Genomic DNA, 18,212 nt, shown 5'->3' with positions numbered 1-18,212 from the left:
ATCTAATCATTTAACGAATTAATATTTGTTTAAATTTTCTATTTTTTATTATATACTTAATTAGAATCATTATATCAGTATATTAGGAGTGTATTTTTATGGAGAAGCTTAACAAAAGCGATATTATTAGCACCGTTCCGCAAAATGGTTTCTTTGGACATCCCAAAGGACTATTTACTTTATTCTTTACAGAATTTTGGGAGCGATTTTCTTACTACGGAATGAGAGCAATATTACTTTACTATATGTACTATTCCATTTCTAAAGGTGGCTTAGGGATGGATCACGCCACAGCTGCATCCATTATGGCTATCTATGGTTCGTTAGTGTACATGTCTGGCATTATTGGTGGGTGGATTGCTGACCGCCTATTAGGTTCAAGTAGAACAATATTTTGGGGTGGCGTTTTAATAATGATTGGTCATCTCATCTTAGCTCTACCAGGAACGGTTAGTACATTATTTATCTCAATGGTATTTTTAGTACTTGGAACAGGGTTATTAAAACCGAATGTATCTAGTATTGTTGGTGATTTATATAGCGAAACGGATACTCGTCGTGATTCAGGTTTCAGTATTTTCTATATGGGTATTAATTTAGGGGCTCTATTATCTCCGTTTGTGATTGGAACACTCGGTCAAAAGTATAACTTTCACTTAGGTTTTGGTGTGGCAGCAATTGGTATGCTATTTGGATTAATTATGTATGTTCTTACGAAAAAGAAAAATCTAGGATTAGCAGGAACGCAAGTACCGAATCCTTTAACAGACAAGGAAAGAAAAAAGGTTCTTATACAGTTTAGTATTGGTATTATCGCAATTGCACTAGTTTGTGTGTTAACAATTCCAACAGGTATTTTAACGATTGATCGATTTACTTTACTTGTAAGTATCTTAGGTATTCTAATTCCAACAGGCTACTTTGTCTTTATGTACCGTAGTCCAAAGACCACAGAAGTTGAAAAATCTCGCTTAATTGCTTACATACCACTATTTATCGCTGCTACAATGTTTTGGGCGATTCAAGAGCAGGGAGCAATCATCTTAGCTAGTTATGCTGATCAACGTACGCAGTTAAACTTTGCAGGATTTGAGGTTCAATCTTCATGGTTCCAATCTTTAAACCCTATTTATATTGTTTTACTAGCACCAGTATTTGCTTGGCTTTGGGTAAAGCTGAATACACGCCAACCAAGTACAGCAAATAAATTTGCTATCGGTTTATTATTTGCTGGTTTATCATTCTTAGTGATGATTATTCCTGCATATATCCATGGTACCGAATCCCTTGTTAGCCCAATTTGGTTAATCATTAGCTTCCTTTTAGTCGTAATCGGGGAACTTTGTTTATCACCTGTCGGCTTATCTATTACTACAAAACTAGCACCAGCAGCGTTCTCTGCTCAAACAATGAGTTTATGGTTCTTAACGAGTGCATCTGCACAAGCTATCAATGCGCAGCTTGTTCGATTATATAATCCTGAAACAGAGATTATTTATTTCGGTGTAATTGGCGGAATATCCATTGTTTTAAGTGTTATTTTATATTTCATGGCGCCAAAGATTCAGGTACTTATGAAAGGGATTAAATAATAGAACTGTGCCAAAAACTTGTTACCATGCAGGTTTTTGTGCACAGTTTTTTTAGTGCTTTATCGTATGTAAAACTAGCTCCTTTTAAACGAAGAACAACAAAGGCAAATTGATCAGAAGTAAGTCATTTATCGATATGGATGATTAGGAGAAAGTATTTACGGTAACCCCAAGTCGAGAGTATTCCGATATTAATATAGTTTATATATCTAACCCTATTTAATAGGTTAGTTTTGAAAGATGGAACTCCCGCATTCGAAAATGATATACATAAGTTTTCCAAATGGGCAGCTTATTTTTTGTTTTGGGGTTACTTCAATATCTAAGCTAAATGCCTATGGAGCAAAACTAAAAAAAGACGCCAAATGGCGCCCCCAACTTGGGTTAATGAGGTTTTAGTTTTCCAATCTAAAGAAATATTGTATCAGCTCACAAAGAGAGTATATCATAACATCCAAGAGAAATAATATGCATTCTTACATATCGAAATAAATTTTGTATTCTTGCACTGACGGACCAGGAATAGCAAGATATGAAGCAAATAAGCGCTGCAAAAATATCAATTCATAGAAGCGATTAATTTCTGATATGACATGTTTTAATATCACAAAAGCCATCGCGAAATGATGATTGCATGATGGCTTTTGTTGTTTTCTTATTTCTTTGTCTCATTGACCCATGTAACGATGTCCTGGATGACATACGCAGGAACATTGGAAGGGACTTCGTATTCACTAGGGTGACTGAATTCCCCGTCGCCCTCCGTGAAGATGTGATTCAATTTCGGATATTCTTTGAACTGAACATTACTGCGACTTGAAAGCCCTTCTTGCCATCTCGTAAACTCGTCTTTTACAGTTACTTGATAATCACGTGCGCCTTGCAGAATCAGTAATGGCTCTTTTCGTGATTTCGCTTCCTCAACTGGACGCCAACGAGTCACATCATACATGAAATGTGGAGAAGGATAATTATAACCAGCTGGTGGGTGATCTGGATCAAAAGTAGGATCATTAATATAAGCGAATTGTTTTTTTAGTTCATTAATAAAATCCTTAGGTGCCCCGAGGTACTGATACTGATCAAGGAGCATGTCAGTAAAAGGACGTGCAGGAGGTGCCATTAAAATACTTCCTCTTATAAGTGATGAAGGTGCTTTGCTTAGTATACGCGGCATGGTGCCAGCTCCTTGGCTATGTCCGAGAATGAAAATGTTACCTGGGTCAATACCTTCCTGCTGCGCTGCTGATTTTGCTGCATATATGGCATCATCTGTAGTATCGCGATCTAATGTAGCAGGTTCTGCACTCATTTTAAAACCGTGTTCTAAGGAACGTTTCTCGTAACGTAGCACTGCGATACCGCTTGATGAAAGACCAGCTGCAAGGTCTCTAAAGATTTTAGCTCCCATAAATGTACTGTCACGATCTTGTGGACCAGAACCGTGAACAAGAACAACAACGGGTACTTTTTCGCCAGGTTTATGTTTTGGAACCGTTAATGTGGCTGGTAATGGGTATGTAGTATTTCCAATTACGATTTCACGTTCTTGGTAGGAATCAGGTTGGTCATAACTAGGATGTGGGATGGTATAAGATTTCTGTGGCGTCGTTCTTACGCCAACTTCATCAATTTTGCCGCCAGGCGTGAATTTAAGGAGTAGTGGAATAGTAGTTCCTTCGATAGCTCCTGGAATTTCAACCGTTTGATGGACTAAGTTTCGTTCTTTAATAACAGGTGTCCCCATGCTTGTAATCATACTCCCGCCACTTTGTGTCCACCAGCTTTGTAATATGTTTGCCGTAAACTTGGATTGAAAAGCAGCAGATGTCAACTGAAGTGCCTCTGCATATTTACCTTGCTGGAGATAGTCAAAAAATAAAGACGTACGCTCCGGTAAAGAGACTTGTTTCTTTTCTGCAGTTTGTGCCCCTTGTGTATCCGCATGAATCGTTGTTGTAAGCGGAAAAGAAGAAACACCTAAAGAAAAGAGTAAGGTAAAAGAAAGTGCTGATTTTTGTAACTTCTTTTTTTTCATCCTGTTTAACCTCCAAATGTATAATGGTATGAAATAAGAATGGTAATTAGTGGAATGTTTCCCTATTGGGGTTTCGTTACATGTATGGGGGAATCCTGCATACATATCATAAAAATTCCGTTTGAAAGAATAGAGGAGTTAAGCAATGGATTTATACATAAATCTTTGTCCAATCATAGAAATCAATAGTTTTTCAAACACTGATTCCAATCTCGTTATGATGTAAGGGAAGAAAAACAAGAAGAGAGGGAGGCATACGATAAAGAAATTTTTATGGTTCATTTCTACATTTTGCATGATTTTAGGATTGGTAACAGGGGGTAGTAGCAAAGATGACACTGGAATTTCCGTTACAAGAAATGTAGCGGAGAAAGACCAGCAGAAAGGAAGCGAAATAAAGAGAAACAAAGCAAAATTAGAAAGAAGAGAATAGTTATGAGGCAGCAGCGTCTGTACCTGTAAAAAAAGAAGAGTTTACGGGTAAACTGCAGTATCAAGAATTGGTCGAGCAGGCAATGAACCTAGTACCTGGGCAGAGTAAGAAACAAAATGCTAATAGAATCATCAAAGCTACGATACTGGATCATATCGACGGTGATACGTTTCGAGTGAAGTTAGCAAACGGTAAGGTAGAAGTTGTGAGATTCCTATGTATTGATACGCCTGAAGTACATCATCCAAGACTAGGACTCCAATAGGTTATTTAACAGAAGTGTAAGAGCAGGCGCAACCCATATGCGTTTTGTGACGTATGAAACATAAACGCCGAGTCCGATAACGAAAACTGGCACAAGAAAAAGTTGACGTAAGAAAGGATCTATCTTGTTCAAAAAATCCATTTGACATCCTCCTTTTTACTTCATTTTACATATTTTATACGATAGAGCTTGGCAGGTCCCTTTTGGAATCGTTTCTATATGATAGTGGGTATTGTATAAAAGTACTTAAAAATAAAAAAGAACCCTCATCAGGTTCTCTTTTTAATCGTGCTAGGATAACTAGAGTTGGAATAATTACTAATTAAAGTAATGGTAAAGAGGCAGGAGCTAATAAGTAATGCATTTAGAAATGGTTATTCTCCAGCATATATCTTTTTATATTGAATGCTTGGCTTACCTTTGTATTCGATTAGCCCTACATAGTGAATATAGTCGCCTGTCAAACTGAAGTGGTATAAATGCTTTTCAGAACCACCTAATAGCCCCCCTACACCCGCGCGTTGAATTGCTTCTGATTCAATACTTCTCATTGCTTTACCACCAGTAGTAGTATTATACACGTCAAAATTTAATTTTGAACCATTGTTTGTGTTAGCAATGACGTATTTAGCATTTGCAGCGATAAGGGTTTGACCGTAGTTTATCCCATACTTTAGTTTTTGCCCTTGTTTATCATACACATAATCGCCCTTGTTTATATCAAATACTGTTTTTCCAGAGCCATCATATAGTAAGTTTTGTTTTAAATCAATATAGATATTGTTAGTGCCATAATCCTTTAATTTCAGATTTTGTATCTCCTTTTTCGAACCGTCATCTAAATGCAGGAAGAGCTTCTCTCCTTCTTGTACTAAAAGAGCGCTACCGTTCGAGGTTTGTACATAATGATATGTATTGGCTGTATTTTGGCTATTACTAATATTATTAAAAGAGGAACTTTCTAGGTTGGTATCAATCTCTACCATTTTAGCTTGTTCATCCATAAGAGAAGTTCTTGCTACGGAACCATTTGAAATGATGTGTGCATCTCCAAAGAGTGTAGAGGATACGCCGTCTTCTCCATTATAAAAATGTTGATCTTTTATGATCCATTTTCCTTCTTTATCGTCTAATTTGCCGATTGATACAAAAGTCTTATCTTTTTTCTCTTCTTGGATGTATTTTTGGAACATGACATAAATGTAATCGCCCTTTCGAGCAACACCAAGTTCTTTCACTTTTCTATCGTCTAATAAATTAGAAAAACTTTCTCCGCCGAATTGATCTATAGTAATTTCTTTATGGTCTTTGGCATTTGTATTTTTTTTAGACGAATCGGAATTACTAGTTTCTCCTATTTTTGACCCGTTGGCCACTTGGTCTTTAGTTGTATTTTCATTCGCAGATGCAGTTGTTTTATTTCCTTCTTTTGGTTCTGAATTGTTGGAAGAGCAACCTACCAATAAGCTAAACGTACAACCTGCTAATAATATGTTCTTACTTGCCTTAAGCATATTTCTTTTCATAATTTCCTCCTACAGATATGTTGAATGATACGATTATACTATATATAATTATATATTAATATACTATTTAATAGATTTTAATAATAGAAACATACTGATAATGAAAGGGTGTATAAATAGTGAAAAAAGTAGTGTCATATATTGTTAGTTTAGGAATACTGTTAACAGCATGCTCAAACGAAGACAAATTAAAGGTTGAATCAGAGAGTCGTGCAAACACAAATGAAGAAGCTGTCGGTCAAGTAGAAAACGATAAAGTGAAGGATAATGATCATGCTTCACCATATAATGAGGAAATGGCAAGAGTAGCCATACAAAAAATGATGAAGAAATATCCAAAAGAAGCTGGGAAGAACGTGTTACAAATTGAGAGAAGGGCAATGGATATTTTTCATGTTACAACGGATAAGCTAGAAGTTCAAATGCAGTTTAAAGATGCTGGGAGTGGAACAGTGGAATGGATTATGTGCGACTGGAACACAGGTCAACCGTTATATCAAAGTGATAAATGGAATGCCTATAGCTAACTATAACCTATAATTATCACATAGGGACTGGATACTAGATAAAAAGAATTTGCACTCAAATGATTTCAAAGTAGTAGATTGATTTTAGACAGGAAACATTCAATACGCATATATGGGAGAGTCGACATATGGACTTAGAATTAAAGGTAAAAAGAAAATAAATACATACTACAAAACTACATAATGAAGAATATCCGTATGCCTGGAAACTGGATCGTATAGTGAATTGGGATGAGTTTCGTAGAGAAGGTGTAGTGAAAACCTAATCTAGTTTAAAAGAGTAAATGCATGAGCAGGAGTTGCTGGTACATTACGAAGTAGTCTTCATATAGAATGGAATTTCATGTACCTATTGCTATAGGAAAGCATTTTGTATGCAATACGAAGGAATGCAAAGCAAATCATGTTTTTACAGATACAAAAAAGGAGCTGTTAGTAAAGCTAACTGCTCCAGGTCAAGGAATCTCCAAGGGGAAAGGAGAAAAACTAAGAAATTTAAATGAGTTTTGGCTAATGCCTACCCCTAGTATTGACGGAATAATAAGTTTTATTCAATCATAACGAAAGTAATGTGTAAGTATGTTACAAGAATAGTCCAATACCTATCCATGCAACTCCTAATATAGACAATGATTCGATAATAATTAAACGTTTAGCCTTATCTTGTTTTGGCGTAGTTAGCTTCCTAATTAGGGAGAATAGTCCACTTATTCCACACAAAGTAAGAGCTAATAGTAGTAAAGTACTTGTCATCCTGATCACTCCTAGTATATGGATATTCTTATTGTATACCAAGCTGCAGACTATAAAAATAGTAATGTTATTGTATCTTTTCTATGAGGTATGTAAAGTATGACGTGAATCTTCAATGGATAGAGGTCGTGTAAGGTAACTTTCAGTATTAGAAGTATGAATATTGCGTGAAAGGAATGCAGACTGTTGAAAATATAAAAAACGTATAGTACAATAAGGGTGTAAGCTAGATTATAACGAACAAGAAGTCGGGTGGTTCTGATTCTCGTTCTATTGATAGGTCGTAAGCTTTTTGAAAAGTCTTGGTTTGGTCACCAAGGCTTTTTTTCGTACGCAGACAGGAATAAAAGCACTGCATGTCGCAATACTATATAGAGTAGTAATCTGGGTTTCAACGTCTTTGCACTTCAAAATGATACTGCATTGGTCGTGTGCAATGAAAGTATGGTCAGTACTTCACCTTGGAACCCACTCATAACTACAAACTGGTCTTAGTGTCGCTACTTATAGCGGCACTTTTTTATTTAAGAAGATGTCTTACATATTCAGTTATACCCTTACCTATTTCACTTTTGGTGAAAAAGTAATGTATATTTCTAAGGAAACTGAATGCTGTAACGATTGTGCCAAAAGAAAAAAGACGCTTACGTTTCTTTTCTCTCTCTGAACGTTTACGGGTGGTTCTAGTATTCTCCACGTTCTATTGTCACCTCCTCTAAAAAGAGAAGGGCAAAGACGGCACGTATACAGTGTACAGTGTTTGATAAATCTCTACAAGAACTTATTTTCTGGTATGGAACATTCGAATATGTAGGATCAATTTCGAGTAAGATGTTTGAAGAAACGTATAAAGGTTATATATACTGATTCTCTTTTACTAGATAAATAGTATCAGTGGATTTACGATTTTTTTCATGTTGTAATTAAGATAAGTTAATGGAATACTATGATGAAATTTAGTGTGATAAAGGGCATAAGTGAATGGAGGGAATTGGATGGTTTATAACATAGTACATAATAGATTCAAACTACGAGAAATCGAAGAAAATGATTGGAAGGATATACATATATACACATCACAGTCCATTGTGTGCCGATACCAAGCATTGGGCCCTAATTCGGAAGCGGAAACAAAAGAATTTGTAAACCAAGTTCTTCAAGATGCAAGTAAGGTCCCGAGAAGTCGATTTTCTTTTGAATTGGTTGAATTGGAGTACGAAAGAGTGGTAGGGGCAGGTGCGATTACGATTCGAGATTTTACTAATAGGGATGGAGAAATAGGGTATAACATAAATCCAGATTATTGGGGAAAGGGACTTGCAACGGGAGTAACAAGGTTGCTGATTACATTTGGATTTGAGGAATTAAATCTTCATCGTATTATCATGATGAGTGCGAATGCTGATGTACGGATTTGCACTTACATGAAGCAGAAAGTACACAGAATGTGGTTACACCGATTGGTAAAGTAGGGGGGGAATGTCACTTGAAAAACGGCTATATAAAGGGATTTACAATAAATCACTTTTAATCAGTTTACATAACATATCTAATAGGGATTTATAAAAAACAAGTGAATAAATCTCAAAACGAAAAGAATACTTATATCATTGAGACGGAAAGAGAAATTTAGTAGTTACATTTTGAAATTTGTATTTAAATAATATTTAGCAGAACGTTTAGCTAAACCGGCTATAATAAAAAGAATTAAAGGAAATGCTCTATTTCGACATCACAACAATTAAATTTTGTAAAATACACCATCTATTTAGTCTTAAGGAGTTAAAGTAAACTGTTTCGCATTAAAATGTTATATATTAGATATGTTCTATAAGCAATCATTTATAATATTAATATGTATAGCTGAACGTACCAGAAACTAAAAGATATTTATACTGATGAAAGGTAGGGTATATGATGCCTTTATAAAAGCTTGGAAAAATAATCACTAACAACTTCGCACGAAATACCAATTTTACGAACAATAAGATATATAAATAAAAATCTAATACAATATTTAGAGATTTCTAGCTCAATTGCATGAATCTCAGTATATTGGTATGTGTCTATATAATTCATATTTTATATAGAAATCATTAAATACTGAACAATTCATTGAAAATATTCATAGTAAATTACCTTTTACTATATAGGATTTTTTCTTATGGTGATCTAATTAACTCCTCATAATTATGATTAAATTAACCAATTCATGTTAGATAACGAATTTTAAACTGTTTTCATATATTGATTTTTTGCATGAGTTTATATATATAAATTGTTTTATTTTACATACATTTATATGTAGTTTTTGCACTAATTTTTATGGTTTTATACAAAATTATCAATTAGTTAGCTATAATTTTCATTTGACTAACTACACTATACCATTCAGTTTTGAGCATATTTTAGTATTTCATAATTTAATTATGTAAATAAGTTTGTGTAAAAATTGAATTTAACGCGAACTTGTGTTCGTGTTATTTTTCTGTTATAGTATATATGAGGTGATTTTTATGGATTACAGCAAACAACGTCAAAAATCCGTACATCGTAAGAAATTATACGAGAATTTAAAAGAAATGCCCTTTTACATAGAAGAATTTGTGGAGTACAAAGAATTGCATGATGCCTCTCCCTCCACCCTACTGAATTATGTATATGATTTTAGAGTCTTCTTTAATTGGCTATTATCTGATCAAATTATCGAATTTAAGCCCATTAAAGACATATCCTTCTCTGATTTGGAGAATTTAAAGAAAAAAGATGTTGAGAACTTTATGAGATTTTTAAAACTACAACAAAACATGCAGAATTCCTCTGTTAACAGAAAAATTTCGGCCTTAAAGTCTTTATTTAAGTACCTCACCTCCCTATCAGAGAATGAAGATGGAGAATGCTATTTTTATAGAAATGTAATGGCTAAAATTGAAATACATAAAGATAAAGAAACATTAAATGCTCGTGCAAAACGTATGAGATCTAAAATATTCCATAATGATGATGATCAAGAATTTCTGAATTATGTTAAGTACGAACATGAAAAATCTTTAACAAAACATCAATTATTCTATTTCCTAAGAGATAAAGAACGTGATGTAGCCATTCTCTCCCTCTTTCTTGGTAGTGGTATTCGTGTAAGTGAATTGGCCGATCTCCGTATGGAAGATATAAACCTAAAAGAAAGACTAATCGATGTAATTCGCAAAGGAAATAAAGAAGATTCAGTATGGATTACCCCAATTGCATTGAGTGATCTTGAAAAATATATGGAAATTAGAGATAGTAAATATGCTCCAGGGAAAGAATTACAAAATGTATTCTTATCGAGGTATAAACATACTGCACAGCCTCTTTCTGTTAGGGCTATCCAAGATATAGTAGAAAAATATACTAAAGCATATGGAAAAAGAATGTCTCCTCATAAATTAAGACATACATTAGCAAATAAATTATATATGGAAGAAAAAGACTCATTGCAAGTGATGCAACAACTTGGGCATACCAGTCAAGATACAGCTTTGCTATATACACAACTTGGGGAAACAACTATTAAAGATAGTTTAGGCAGAATAGGAAAGAATAAGGAATAAAAGTTCAGCAATACAAAATTGCTGAACTTTTATTTTTTTCATTGATAATAGATAGTGATTTAAAATTTATATTAAATTCACTTCATTTTGATATTTATTATGTAATAAATATATAGTTTGAATTATACTTTAATTAGAATTTAAACTCTCTTTTGATAGTTAACATAAGGGTTTTAAATTCCTATAAACTTCATCTTCACGTTAAATTCTTATTTAACGTGAAGATGAAGTTTATAGTTTAAGTTTATTTTGTCCCCTCCTCTGCTATTGTACAAGGACAAGAAACTATAAAATTAATATTAATAAATCAATTATTTATAGTAATCTAATTTTAATTAAGACAAAAATAAAGCTCAGAGTCATGTGAAAACCATGAGCTTTATTGGATATTATTGTATAAACTCGAAATTCAACATATAGATACCCTTTATAGTAGCGAATTCTTAATTACATTATAATCCTCTATTGTATCCACATCATAAAATAATTTAGCATCGCTATATTCAGTAATCTTACCTTGAAAAGACTTGTCAAAGAAAATGGAGCGCGCACCTTGATCTCCTTTTAGTTTTTTTAAACTCGGAAAAATCCCCTTTGAAAATAAAATTGGTGGCTGTGGCATACATTGAAAGCTAGCAGCTACATAATCGAGCTGTGGGAGGTGCTCATAACTATCTATTAATGAATTTAAAAGCTTAACTGTAATAAAGGGTTGATCTGCAAGCATTACTACTACTCCATCAGCATTCATACTTTCTGCCTTTTCTAAACCACAATGGAGAGAGTAAGATTGACCCAGACATGATTTTTCACAAGAGAGAATATGAACCCTTTCAACTTGTGTATAATGTAACAACCAAGACGGTTGATTTGAAACTACTATAACATCACTCAAATTGGACGAAAGTGATGTATATAATGCTTTATTCCCAAGTAATGTATTTCCAGTTTGAAGGTACAGCTTATGTAACCCTGGACCTGTTCTTGTACTCTTTCCAGCTGCTAGATATATCCCTACTATTTTCATCGTTCTTCATCCTCATTATTTGTATCATTTCTGCCATAATGCTTATAGCAATTTCCATTGGTCCCTCGGATCCAATGGGTAAACCTGCAGGAGAGAAAATCCATTTAGGTTTATCCAGTCCTCCTAGCAAACGTGCGGTACGATATCGGGACCCTAAAATACCTAGATACCGACAAGGATGGTTCTGCATTAGACTAAGTAGTTCTTGATCCCGTTTGAAATGATGTGTCATTATCATTATAAAATCCTGTTTTTTTATAGATATCCTAGATAGAATCTTTTTTGGAAAACCGACAACATGCCTATCCGCTTCTGGAAACCGTAGCGGTGTGCATAATCCCTCTCTCCAATCACAAATAGTAACAAAAAATCCTGTTTTTTTTTGCTAAGGAGACAAGTGGCTTGGCATCTTCTCCTGCACCAATTACAAACAATTTTGGTCGTGGTTCAAAGCAATATACATATAGATGTTCAAACCAACCATTTTTTAATTTAGAAAGTGCTGGAATTTCTCCTTCCCAATCTCCAAATTCATGTCCTTCTTCGCTAAAAAAAAGAGTCTTCGATTTTAATAAATCTTTTATCATCCAGACACGTAGCCCTTTTTCTGTATATCCTCTTACTTTTCGTAAATACTCTTGATATATATAATTCACTTTTTCTAGTAATATATAAATAATTCCATTACACCCTACTCCCCATGATAAATCATTTTCTTCCCTCATATCGAATTCATGTATGCTCCATTTTTCATTAATTAAATCTTTAGTATAAAGATAAAGTCCTTCTTCGATACACCTCGCGCTGAGCATTCCAACCTTTGTCCCATCTAGCCCAAATAAATTAAAATTACTTCTTCTAGAGCAAATTGAAGAAACTTGTTTTCGTTTACGCTCTATGGATAAATGCTGTCGTACTGTTGAGCTTGCTATAGGTTATAGCAAATACATCGGCGGAGGATTTAAACGAGCAATTACATTAGATCAACCGTCATGCTTAACAGAAGATGTTTATGAGGCCTCATTGCAACTATTAAAAAGGTTTCACTCTGGACATCCGGTGCGCCAAATACATATTACATTAAAAAATTTGACCAGGGATGATGCAATTCAAATGTCATTGTTTGAAGATACTCTCCAAAAAGATACTAAAAGGAAATTAGCAAAAACAATGGATAGTATACGGCATAAACATGGTAAAAATTCAATTATGAGAGGTATTAGCTATGTTAGAGGTGCTACGCAAAGGGACAGAAACGGAAAAATAGGTGGACATAAAGCATAAGGAGGAATACAGATTATGATTGATAGAGGTATGATGCGATGGGTTCCATTTTCAGCAATAAAAGAACAGTTTGAAGGATTAAATGAATTGTATGAAAAACAAAATGAAGTACCAATGCCTATTTTAGATGAACAAAAATTAGAACATATAAATGAAATAGTGTGTTGTGCAATGGCTGAAAATAAGGAAGTAAGTATTTCATACCAAAAACAGAACAAGGTATATTCCGAAGTGGGCTATATTCATTACTACGATATGGTCTGTAATGAATTAAGATTTAGGAACCAACATGATAATGTACAATATATAAAAATCAATCATGTCACAGATATAAAATATACATAATAATTTAAAAAATATTATGTGGAGGAGTTATAATGAAAAGTCAAAAAGAGCTTATCTATCATTTTAGAAAGTTTTGGGACTTTGAGTATATTGCTTTAGAGAAAAAAGGTTTGGGCTTTCCAGAACTAGAAGAAGCAATTTTCAATTATAACATGCATAAATATGATGAGAATTTAAAATTTCAAGAATGTTTAGTACATCGTGAATTTGTGGATGGAGAGGAATTAAGAACAGTTCAAATCACATATGAAGATAGTAATATCAATAGAGCTGTTCGTTTATGGGGATCTAAGAGAGAGAAAGATGGAAAAGTTCTTGCAATGACAATGGATTTTTTAAATATGGAAACTAAAGAACTGGAATGTGAGATAGATATATTAAATAAGGTTAATGATAATTAAGTATTTAAAATCACCTTTAGAATTGTATAGTTACCGGTGCTATAAGGCACTTATGGAAAAGCCACTTCACGTTATTGTGAAGCAGCTTTTCCACCAAATTAAACTTTTTATCATTGATTTGTATTTGGGAAAGTTCTATAACCCTCTGTTAAGTCTAATAATCCGTTACCTTCGACTCTACGGTCAAGTCCTAATGAGACTGTACGTTTAATAAGTTGAGCATAAATTTCAGTTTCTGTTAGAGTGCGTTTGAAATCATCTTCACACTGTTTAATAATAAGTGCTGAAGCACCTGATACGTGCGGCGCTGCCATAGAAGTTCCGCTAAGTGTAGCATAACCATCTTTAATTCCGTCTCTATTATCCTTATCTTTAGGATAAGTCGATAAAATACCGGATCCAGGGGCTGCTAAATCATTATCAATGTTTGTATTTGAGAAATCCACGAATTTACGATCTAATGTAACTGCTGCAACGGATATAACCTCTGGATATTTAGCTGGATAACTACACTCATCTTTATCAGGGCTACCATCTCCACCGCTACCGCTATCCCCTTCGTTCCCAGCAGCACAAATAATTAAAATTTCATTCTTAACTGCTTCTTGTATAGCTTTATGAAGAGCATCATCATCATCGGGACTTCCAAATGACATATTTATAATACGAATGTGATCTTCTTTACTATGCTCTTGATTCCATTTAATACAGTCATGTATAGCTGTTATGATATCTTTATTAAAGGCTGTAGGTCGATTTGGGATAGCAGTTGGAGTGAATACTCTATAGATAGCAAGCCTTGCTTGAGGAGCAACACCAAAAATGCCTGTTCCATTTGCTGCAATTGTTCCTGCTACATGAGTACCATGTCCGGCAATATCAGAAAAATCCGATTCATTACCGCGTTCTGTAGTGTTCTTCCCAAAAAGAATACGATCTTTTAAATCAGGATGATTTTTATCGCATCCTGTATCTAAAATAGCAACTACGATGCCTTTACCTTGCTCACTATCATCCCAAACTTCAGGAGCTTTAATCATCTTCACCCCTGGTGGTGTTTTTTCGTCTCTGCCGTCTGCTGTTTCAATTGTATAAGGTGCTATTCGATAAGTAGTCATTGTAAATACCTCCTTTTTATTAACAAACATCAATTAGCATGCTCATTTGAATTATATTTATTCTAGATATTTGGAATAAAAAATGAATGGATTTAAGGGGGCGTATTATGGTTAAACCAAAATGATAATAGGAGAATTATTCAATAACAGTTAAGAGATAAAGGGTTTTTTAGCGTTTAGTTATTTGTATCAGGATGGGGTTAAATCCACTTTTTACAAAAATATCATTAGTTGGTGATGTGAATGAGAACGACTTAAAAGCAATAGGTACAATTTCAACATTAAAAGTAATGAGCTTGAAAAGGATATCAAACCTATACAATGTTGTAGTTTTTTAAAGAAACATAGACTTTCTTGTAGAATATACAAAGTGAATTCCTCCTTCAGGATTTTCGGAGTTTGGTCACTTCAAAAATTTCTATATTTAGGGGTGAATTTTTTATGTCCTTAGAGGTCCTATAGCTTTTGGAGTGGGGAACGTGCAAAATGCTCAAATAGATATAGAAAAACCGGTTTCAAATATTAGAACCGGTTTTTCTATATCTATTTATCTTTATATTTTTCACTTTATTTTTACCTTTTTTAATACTTTAAAACTACCTAAGTATAGAAATAGTCGATCAAAAGTGATTAGATAAAGTCCAATAAATACAAACCCTGTTAAAGATACAAGAAGAAATGGTAACAAATTTATCAAGAACCATACAGAAAGAATTCTTTGTGAAAAAAATTTTAATCCTTTGTATACTATAAAGAGGGTGATTAAAAAGAGAATCAATAATAATAATTGACCTTTTGATATTGATTCATCTGCCCAGTAAATAAACTTTGAACCGAAAGTACTTATAATAGTTCCACATATAAGTACAACCAATAAAATAGTTATAAACTTTACCAACAAATTTATTCTAATAGCCTTAAAAAATCGTTTGCTTGCAGTTTCAAGGAGATTTTTATAATAAGAATCCATAACAGGTGATGAAATCCAAGAATCAATCTTAAAGAATTGATATCTTTCCTCTTTTAATGCAGTATTTGTAACAAAATTTTTTATATTTACTTTATCCAATTCATATTGACTTATTCTATAGCCGTTAAGCATTAGAGAAAAAGCTTCTACTTCTGAAAAAGAGTCCAAATCTGTTCTGATACCAGAAAGGAGATTTTGAACATCTGTATTGACCTCGAAAGTCTCGCAAGGTTGTTCCATGTTATAAAATTTCGATTCTTCTTTAAGGTTGTGTCTCTCATCAAAGTAGGAAACTTCCTTTACGGGCAATCCTTTCTTTAAATGTAATAGGGCAACATTATCTGAATGTTCCTTAATTATATTGGACAGCTGTTGCTCTCGTAGGTTGTCCGCTAGTATACCATTTGAACGTTTGATTACATTGGATATCTGTACATTAGGCTCCCTTTCATCTTTTAATTGTGCTGATGCATCACTTAATATAAAATGTGTGCAATTTAAGCGTTTATCTAGTAATCCTCTAATCCCTTGATTATCGTGGACACCACCATCAACTAATTGTAATCGTACCTTCTCATCATAAAGGTCACTAATAGCAAGAGGAGCAAAAATTCCAGGTACACAGGCTGAAGCGGCAACGGCTAAACCCAATTCAAAATCTTCGTGTTTGTATATGTCTTCATATGATGTTATTTTTTTTAATCGAAAGTTTTTATCAAATTTTTTTCTGAATTTGTCAATGTGTGTTTCGCCCATATCCGAAGCACTAAAACACCAGTTATGACCATTATTTAAGATGGTTGCATTAATAAGAAGTATTGGTACCTTTGCATCTCTATTTTTATTATCCTTTAGTGGGTGAAAAGAATTACTCTCACAGCAGGGTTTGATAATTAGCTCTTTCATTTTTATAGGTTGGGTGTTATTTGCATCAAGAACTTTTCTGTATAAAAATTTATCATAAAGCTCTCCAATATGATCACTTCGTGAGTAATTAGGAAGAATCATTTTTATATTTTTTATTGGATTAAGAAAGGTTCTTAAACGCAAATTCTTTTGGATTGCTTTTAGAAAATCAACTTCAATTTTTGCAACAATCTTCTGGTAGTCTTCATCTTTAATTTCAATATCTCTCTTTTCTTCCAGTAGTTTTTTTAAATGAAGATAATAAAGCGCGCCAATAATAGAGCCACCTGAAACCGTAGAAATTATTTCAACAGAACGAAGCAACCCCAAATCAGCCAACCTTGCGAGTACTCCAATATGATAGAAAGATGCTCTAAATCCCCCACCAGAAAGGGCAAGTCCTAATTTTTTATTATTTTCCTCTTTCATAACTAAAGTCTCCTTTTTACTTCTTTAAAACTTCAATATTAATAACTAAAAGTTAGGTTTTCTTTTTTTATAATTTTTATGCTCTGAACAATTAATAAATCAAGAATTGCCCTTATCAATTCTTCAAATCACAGCTTTTTATTTTTTATACGTAATATTTGGTTCTGGTGCAAAAACTTCAGGACAATTGCAATAAATCTACAAATCTTGGACATATTGATTTATCCCGCTCTACATGCCATTCACAATACTCATCCTGTGGACGATATATCCTTTCTCCATCATGTATTAATTCCTCGTCCGCTTCTTTATAGGCCTGTTCCATATTTTCTTCATATTTATCAGCTAACAATTTAGGAAACGCTTTCCAAATGATAGGTCTTGTTATATGTTCATTTGGTGTATCCACCTTCATTGGATTGTAAAACTGACATTTTCCATTACCAACTTCCCTCTCTTGTAACGAAATCATAAAGTCAAAATTATTTGATATAAATTTACTCCAATCGTTCTTTTGTTCTTCGTTCAAATCGTTCAAAAAAGCCGGTGGATCAAACTGATTTAATTTTGCCATTTTTTTGTAAAATCCCCTTGATTTTATAAGAAACAACATTATCATCTCCAATTCGACATCATTTAAACAGCTGTTTAAAATATAAACATTATCAACTTTTATAATAGGTGATTTTATGAACTATGAAACTCAATTATATAGAGTATGTGAACAATTCGGAGCTCCATTAATACCAAATGATACATCTACTATCTCTCCTCATAATCCTGTCAATCTTCAAAATCTGTGCAGAAAGTGGATTTATTTTTGGATTAATTCACAGCTAGGTAATTTTAGAGTTTATGTTACTTTGATTAGAATTAAAGTAAGTCCAATTGTTCCGTATAATACAATACGGATATGTACGAAAAATAGCGGTCGTGGAATTATTTTAGCCTTGTATCTAAAAACTAATTATGAAATTAGATAAAAAGAACTCTTTTTATAAGAGT

Annotated in this window: 21 protein-coding genes; 10 read left to right on the top strand and 11 right to left on the bottom strand. The window is 33.5% G+C overall.

Features of this window, described 5'->3' with window-relative positions; genetic code table 11:
* The first annotated feature begins 98 nt into the window (after nt 1-98).
* Entirely contained in the window at nt 99-1,592 is a 1,494-nt protein-coding gene (locus N2V80_RS27415) for a peptide MFS transporter (protein ID WP_061654971.1), read from the top strand.
* Between the two features lie 476 nt (nt 1,593-2,068).
* Here N2V80_RS27415 and N2V80_RS27410 read toward each other — a convergent pair whose 3' ends face one another.
* Together N2V80_RS27410 and N2V80_RS27405 are read right to left on the bottom strand one after the other, a co-directional pair.
* Nucleotides 2,069-2,209: a hypothetical protein gene (locus tag N2V80_RS27410; RefSeq protein ID WP_165851681.1), complete on the bottom strand. Its 141-nt coding sequence runs from the start codon at nt 2,207-2,209 to the stop codon at nt 2,069-2,071.
* Nucleotides 2,210-2,247: 38 nt separating this feature from the next.
* Nucleotides 2,248-3,630, bottom strand: coding sequence for an alpha/beta hydrolase family protein (locus N2V80_RS27405; RefSeq protein ID WP_061654970.1), 1,383 nt, complete (start codon nt 3,628-3,630; stop codon nt 2,248-2,250).
* 295 nt (nt 3,631-3,925) lie between these two features.
* On the opposite strand from N2V80_RS27405, the gene N2V80_RS27400 reads away from it, so the two are divergent.
* Entirely contained in the window at nt 3,926-4,063 is a 138-nt protein-coding gene (locus N2V80_RS27400; protein ID WP_340980973.1) for a hypothetical protein, read from the top strand.
* Nucleotides 4,064-4,145: 82 nt separating this feature from the next.
* On the top strand, nt 4,146-4,328 hold the full coding sequence (locus tag N2V80_RS27395; RefSeq protein ID WP_227749015.1) for a thermonuclease family protein: 183 nt from the start codon (nt 4,146-4,148) through the stop codon (nt 4,326-4,328).
* Here N2V80_RS27395 and N2V80_RS27390 read toward each other — a convergent pair.
* Entirely contained in the window at nt 4,314-4,469 is a 156-nt protein-coding gene (locus N2V80_RS27390; RefSeq protein ID WP_154695876.1) for a hypothetical protein, read from the bottom strand. The genes N2V80_RS27395 and N2V80_RS27390 overlap by 15 nt on opposite strands.
* Nucleotides 4,470-4,702: 233 nt before the next feature.
* On the bottom strand, nt 4,703-5,854 hold the full coding sequence (locus tag N2V80_RS27385) for a hypothetical protein (protein WP_061654969.1): 1,152 nt from the start codon (nt 5,852-5,854) through the stop codon (nt 4,703-4,705).
* 119 nt (nt 5,855-5,973) lie between these two features.
* Here N2V80_RS27385 and N2V80_RS27380 point away from each other — a divergent pair, with 119 nt between their 5' ends.
* Entirely contained in the window at nt 5,974-6,381 is a 408-nt protein-coding gene (locus N2V80_RS27380) for a hypothetical protein (RefSeq protein WP_061654968.1), read from the top strand.
* A 333-nt stretch (nt 6,382-6,714) separates the two neighbouring features.
* Nucleotides 6,715-6,942 carry a hypothetical protein gene (locus N2V80_RS27375; protein WP_061654967.1) on the top strand — a complete coding sequence of 76 codons (228 nt, stop codon included), beginning with the start codon at nt 6,715-6,717 and terminating at the stop codon, nt 6,940-6,942.
* A gap of 21 nt (nt 6,943-6,963) precedes the next feature.
* Here N2V80_RS27375 and N2V80_RS27370 read toward each other — a convergent pair whose 3' ends face one another.
* Nucleotides 6,964-7,134 carry a hypothetical protein gene (locus tag N2V80_RS27370; RefSeq protein ID WP_166695909.1) on the bottom strand — a complete coding sequence of 57 codons (171 nt, stop codon included), beginning with the start codon at nt 7,132-7,134 and terminating at the stop codon, nt 6,964-6,966.
* Nucleotides 7,135-8,129: 995 nt separating this feature from the next.
* Here N2V80_RS27370 and N2V80_RS27365 point away from each other — a divergent pair.
* Nucleotides 8,130-8,606, top strand: coding sequence for a GNAT family N-acetyltransferase (locus tag N2V80_RS27365; protein WP_061654966.1), 477 nt, complete (start codon nt 8,130-8,132; stop codon nt 8,604-8,606).
* Nucleotides 8,607-9,650: 1,044 nt separating this feature from the next.
* Nucleotides 9,651-10,727, top strand: a complete 1,077-nt coding sequence (gene xerS, locus N2V80_RS27360; RefSeq protein WP_061654965.1) for a tyrosine recombinase XerS — start codon at nt 9,651-9,653, stop codon at nt 10,725-10,727.
* Nucleotides 10,728-11,154: 427 nt separating this feature from the next.
* Here xerS and pucB read toward each other — a convergent pair whose 3' ends face one another.
* Genes pucB through N2V80_RS27345 form a run of 3 tightly spaced genes read right to left on the bottom strand, consistent with a single transcriptional unit; the run spans nt 11,155 to nt 12,479 of the window.
* Nucleotides 11,155-11,754, bottom strand: a complete 600-nt coding sequence (pucB, locus tag N2V80_RS27355) for a xanthine dehydrogenase accessory protein PucB (protein ID WP_061654964.1) — start codon at nt 11,752-11,754, stop codon at nt 11,155-11,157.
* Nucleotides 11,690-12,112, bottom strand: coding sequence for an XdhC family protein (locus N2V80_RS27350; protein WP_253859322.1), 423 nt, complete (start codon nt 12,110-12,112; stop codon nt 11,690-11,692). Before N2V80_RS27350 ends, pucB begins: the two co-directional genes overlap by 65 nt.
* Entirely contained in the window at nt 12,105-12,479 is a 375-nt protein-coding gene (locus N2V80_RS27345; protein ID WP_340980970.1) for a hypothetical protein, read from the bottom strand. The genes N2V80_RS27350 and N2V80_RS27345 overlap by 8 nt, the downstream gene beginning before the upstream one ends.
* 67 nt (nt 12,480-12,546) lie before the next feature.
* On the opposite strand from N2V80_RS27345, the gene N2V80_RS27340 reads away from it, so the two are divergent.
* The 3 genes from N2V80_RS27340 to N2V80_RS27330 are packed head-to-tail and all read left to right on the top strand — an operon-like array spanning nt 12,547 to nt 13,784.
* Nucleotides 12,547-13,038 (top strand): DinB/UmuC family translesion DNA polymerase, encoded by a 492-nt coding sequence (locus N2V80_RS27340; RefSeq protein WP_438502369.1) that lies wholly within the window; start codon nt 12,547-12,549, stop codon nt 13,036-13,038.
* Between the two features lie 15 nt (nt 13,039-13,053).
* The gene (locus tag N2V80_RS27335) at nt 13,054-13,383 is read left to right on the top strand and encodes a YolD-like family protein (protein WP_061654963.1); all 330 of its coding nucleotides are present in this window, start codon (nt 13,054-13,056) and stop codon (nt 13,381-13,383) included.
* A 32-nt stretch (nt 13,384-13,415) separates the two neighbouring features.
* Entirely contained in the window at nt 13,416-13,784 is a 369-nt protein-coding gene (locus N2V80_RS27330) for a hypothetical protein (RefSeq protein ID WP_061654962.1), read from the top strand.
* A 110-nt stretch (nt 13,785-13,894) separates the two neighbouring features.
* Here the strand turns inward: N2V80_RS27330 and N2V80_RS27325 are convergent, their stop codons facing one another.
* The 3 genes from N2V80_RS27325 to N2V80_RS27315 form a co-directional block, all read right to left on the bottom strand.
* Nucleotides 13,895-14,902 (bottom strand): S8 family peptidase, encoded by a 1,008-nt coding sequence (locus N2V80_RS27325; protein ID WP_061654961.1) that lies wholly within the window; start codon nt 14,900-14,902, stop codon nt 13,895-13,897.
* Between the two features lie 562 nt (nt 14,903-15,464).
* Nucleotides 15,465-17,207, bottom strand: coding sequence for a patatin-like phospholipase family protein (locus N2V80_RS27320; RefSeq protein WP_061654960.1), 1,743 nt, complete (start codon nt 17,205-17,207; stop codon nt 15,465-15,467).
* Between the two features lie 178 nt (nt 17,208-17,385).
* On the bottom strand, nt 17,386-17,781 hold the full coding sequence (locus N2V80_RS27315) for a hypothetical protein (RefSeq protein WP_154695875.1): 396 nt from the start codon (nt 17,779-17,781) through the stop codon (nt 17,386-17,388).
* Between the last annotated feature and the right edge of the window lie 431 nt (nt 17,782-18,212).

Source organism: Bacillus sp. FSL W8-0640 (assembly GCF_038007725.1).
Lineage (GTDB): Bacteria > Bacillota > Bacilli > Bacillales > Bacillaceae_G > Bacillus_A > Bacillus_A cereus.
This window is presented reverse-complemented; position numbering and strand designations above follow the sequence as displayed.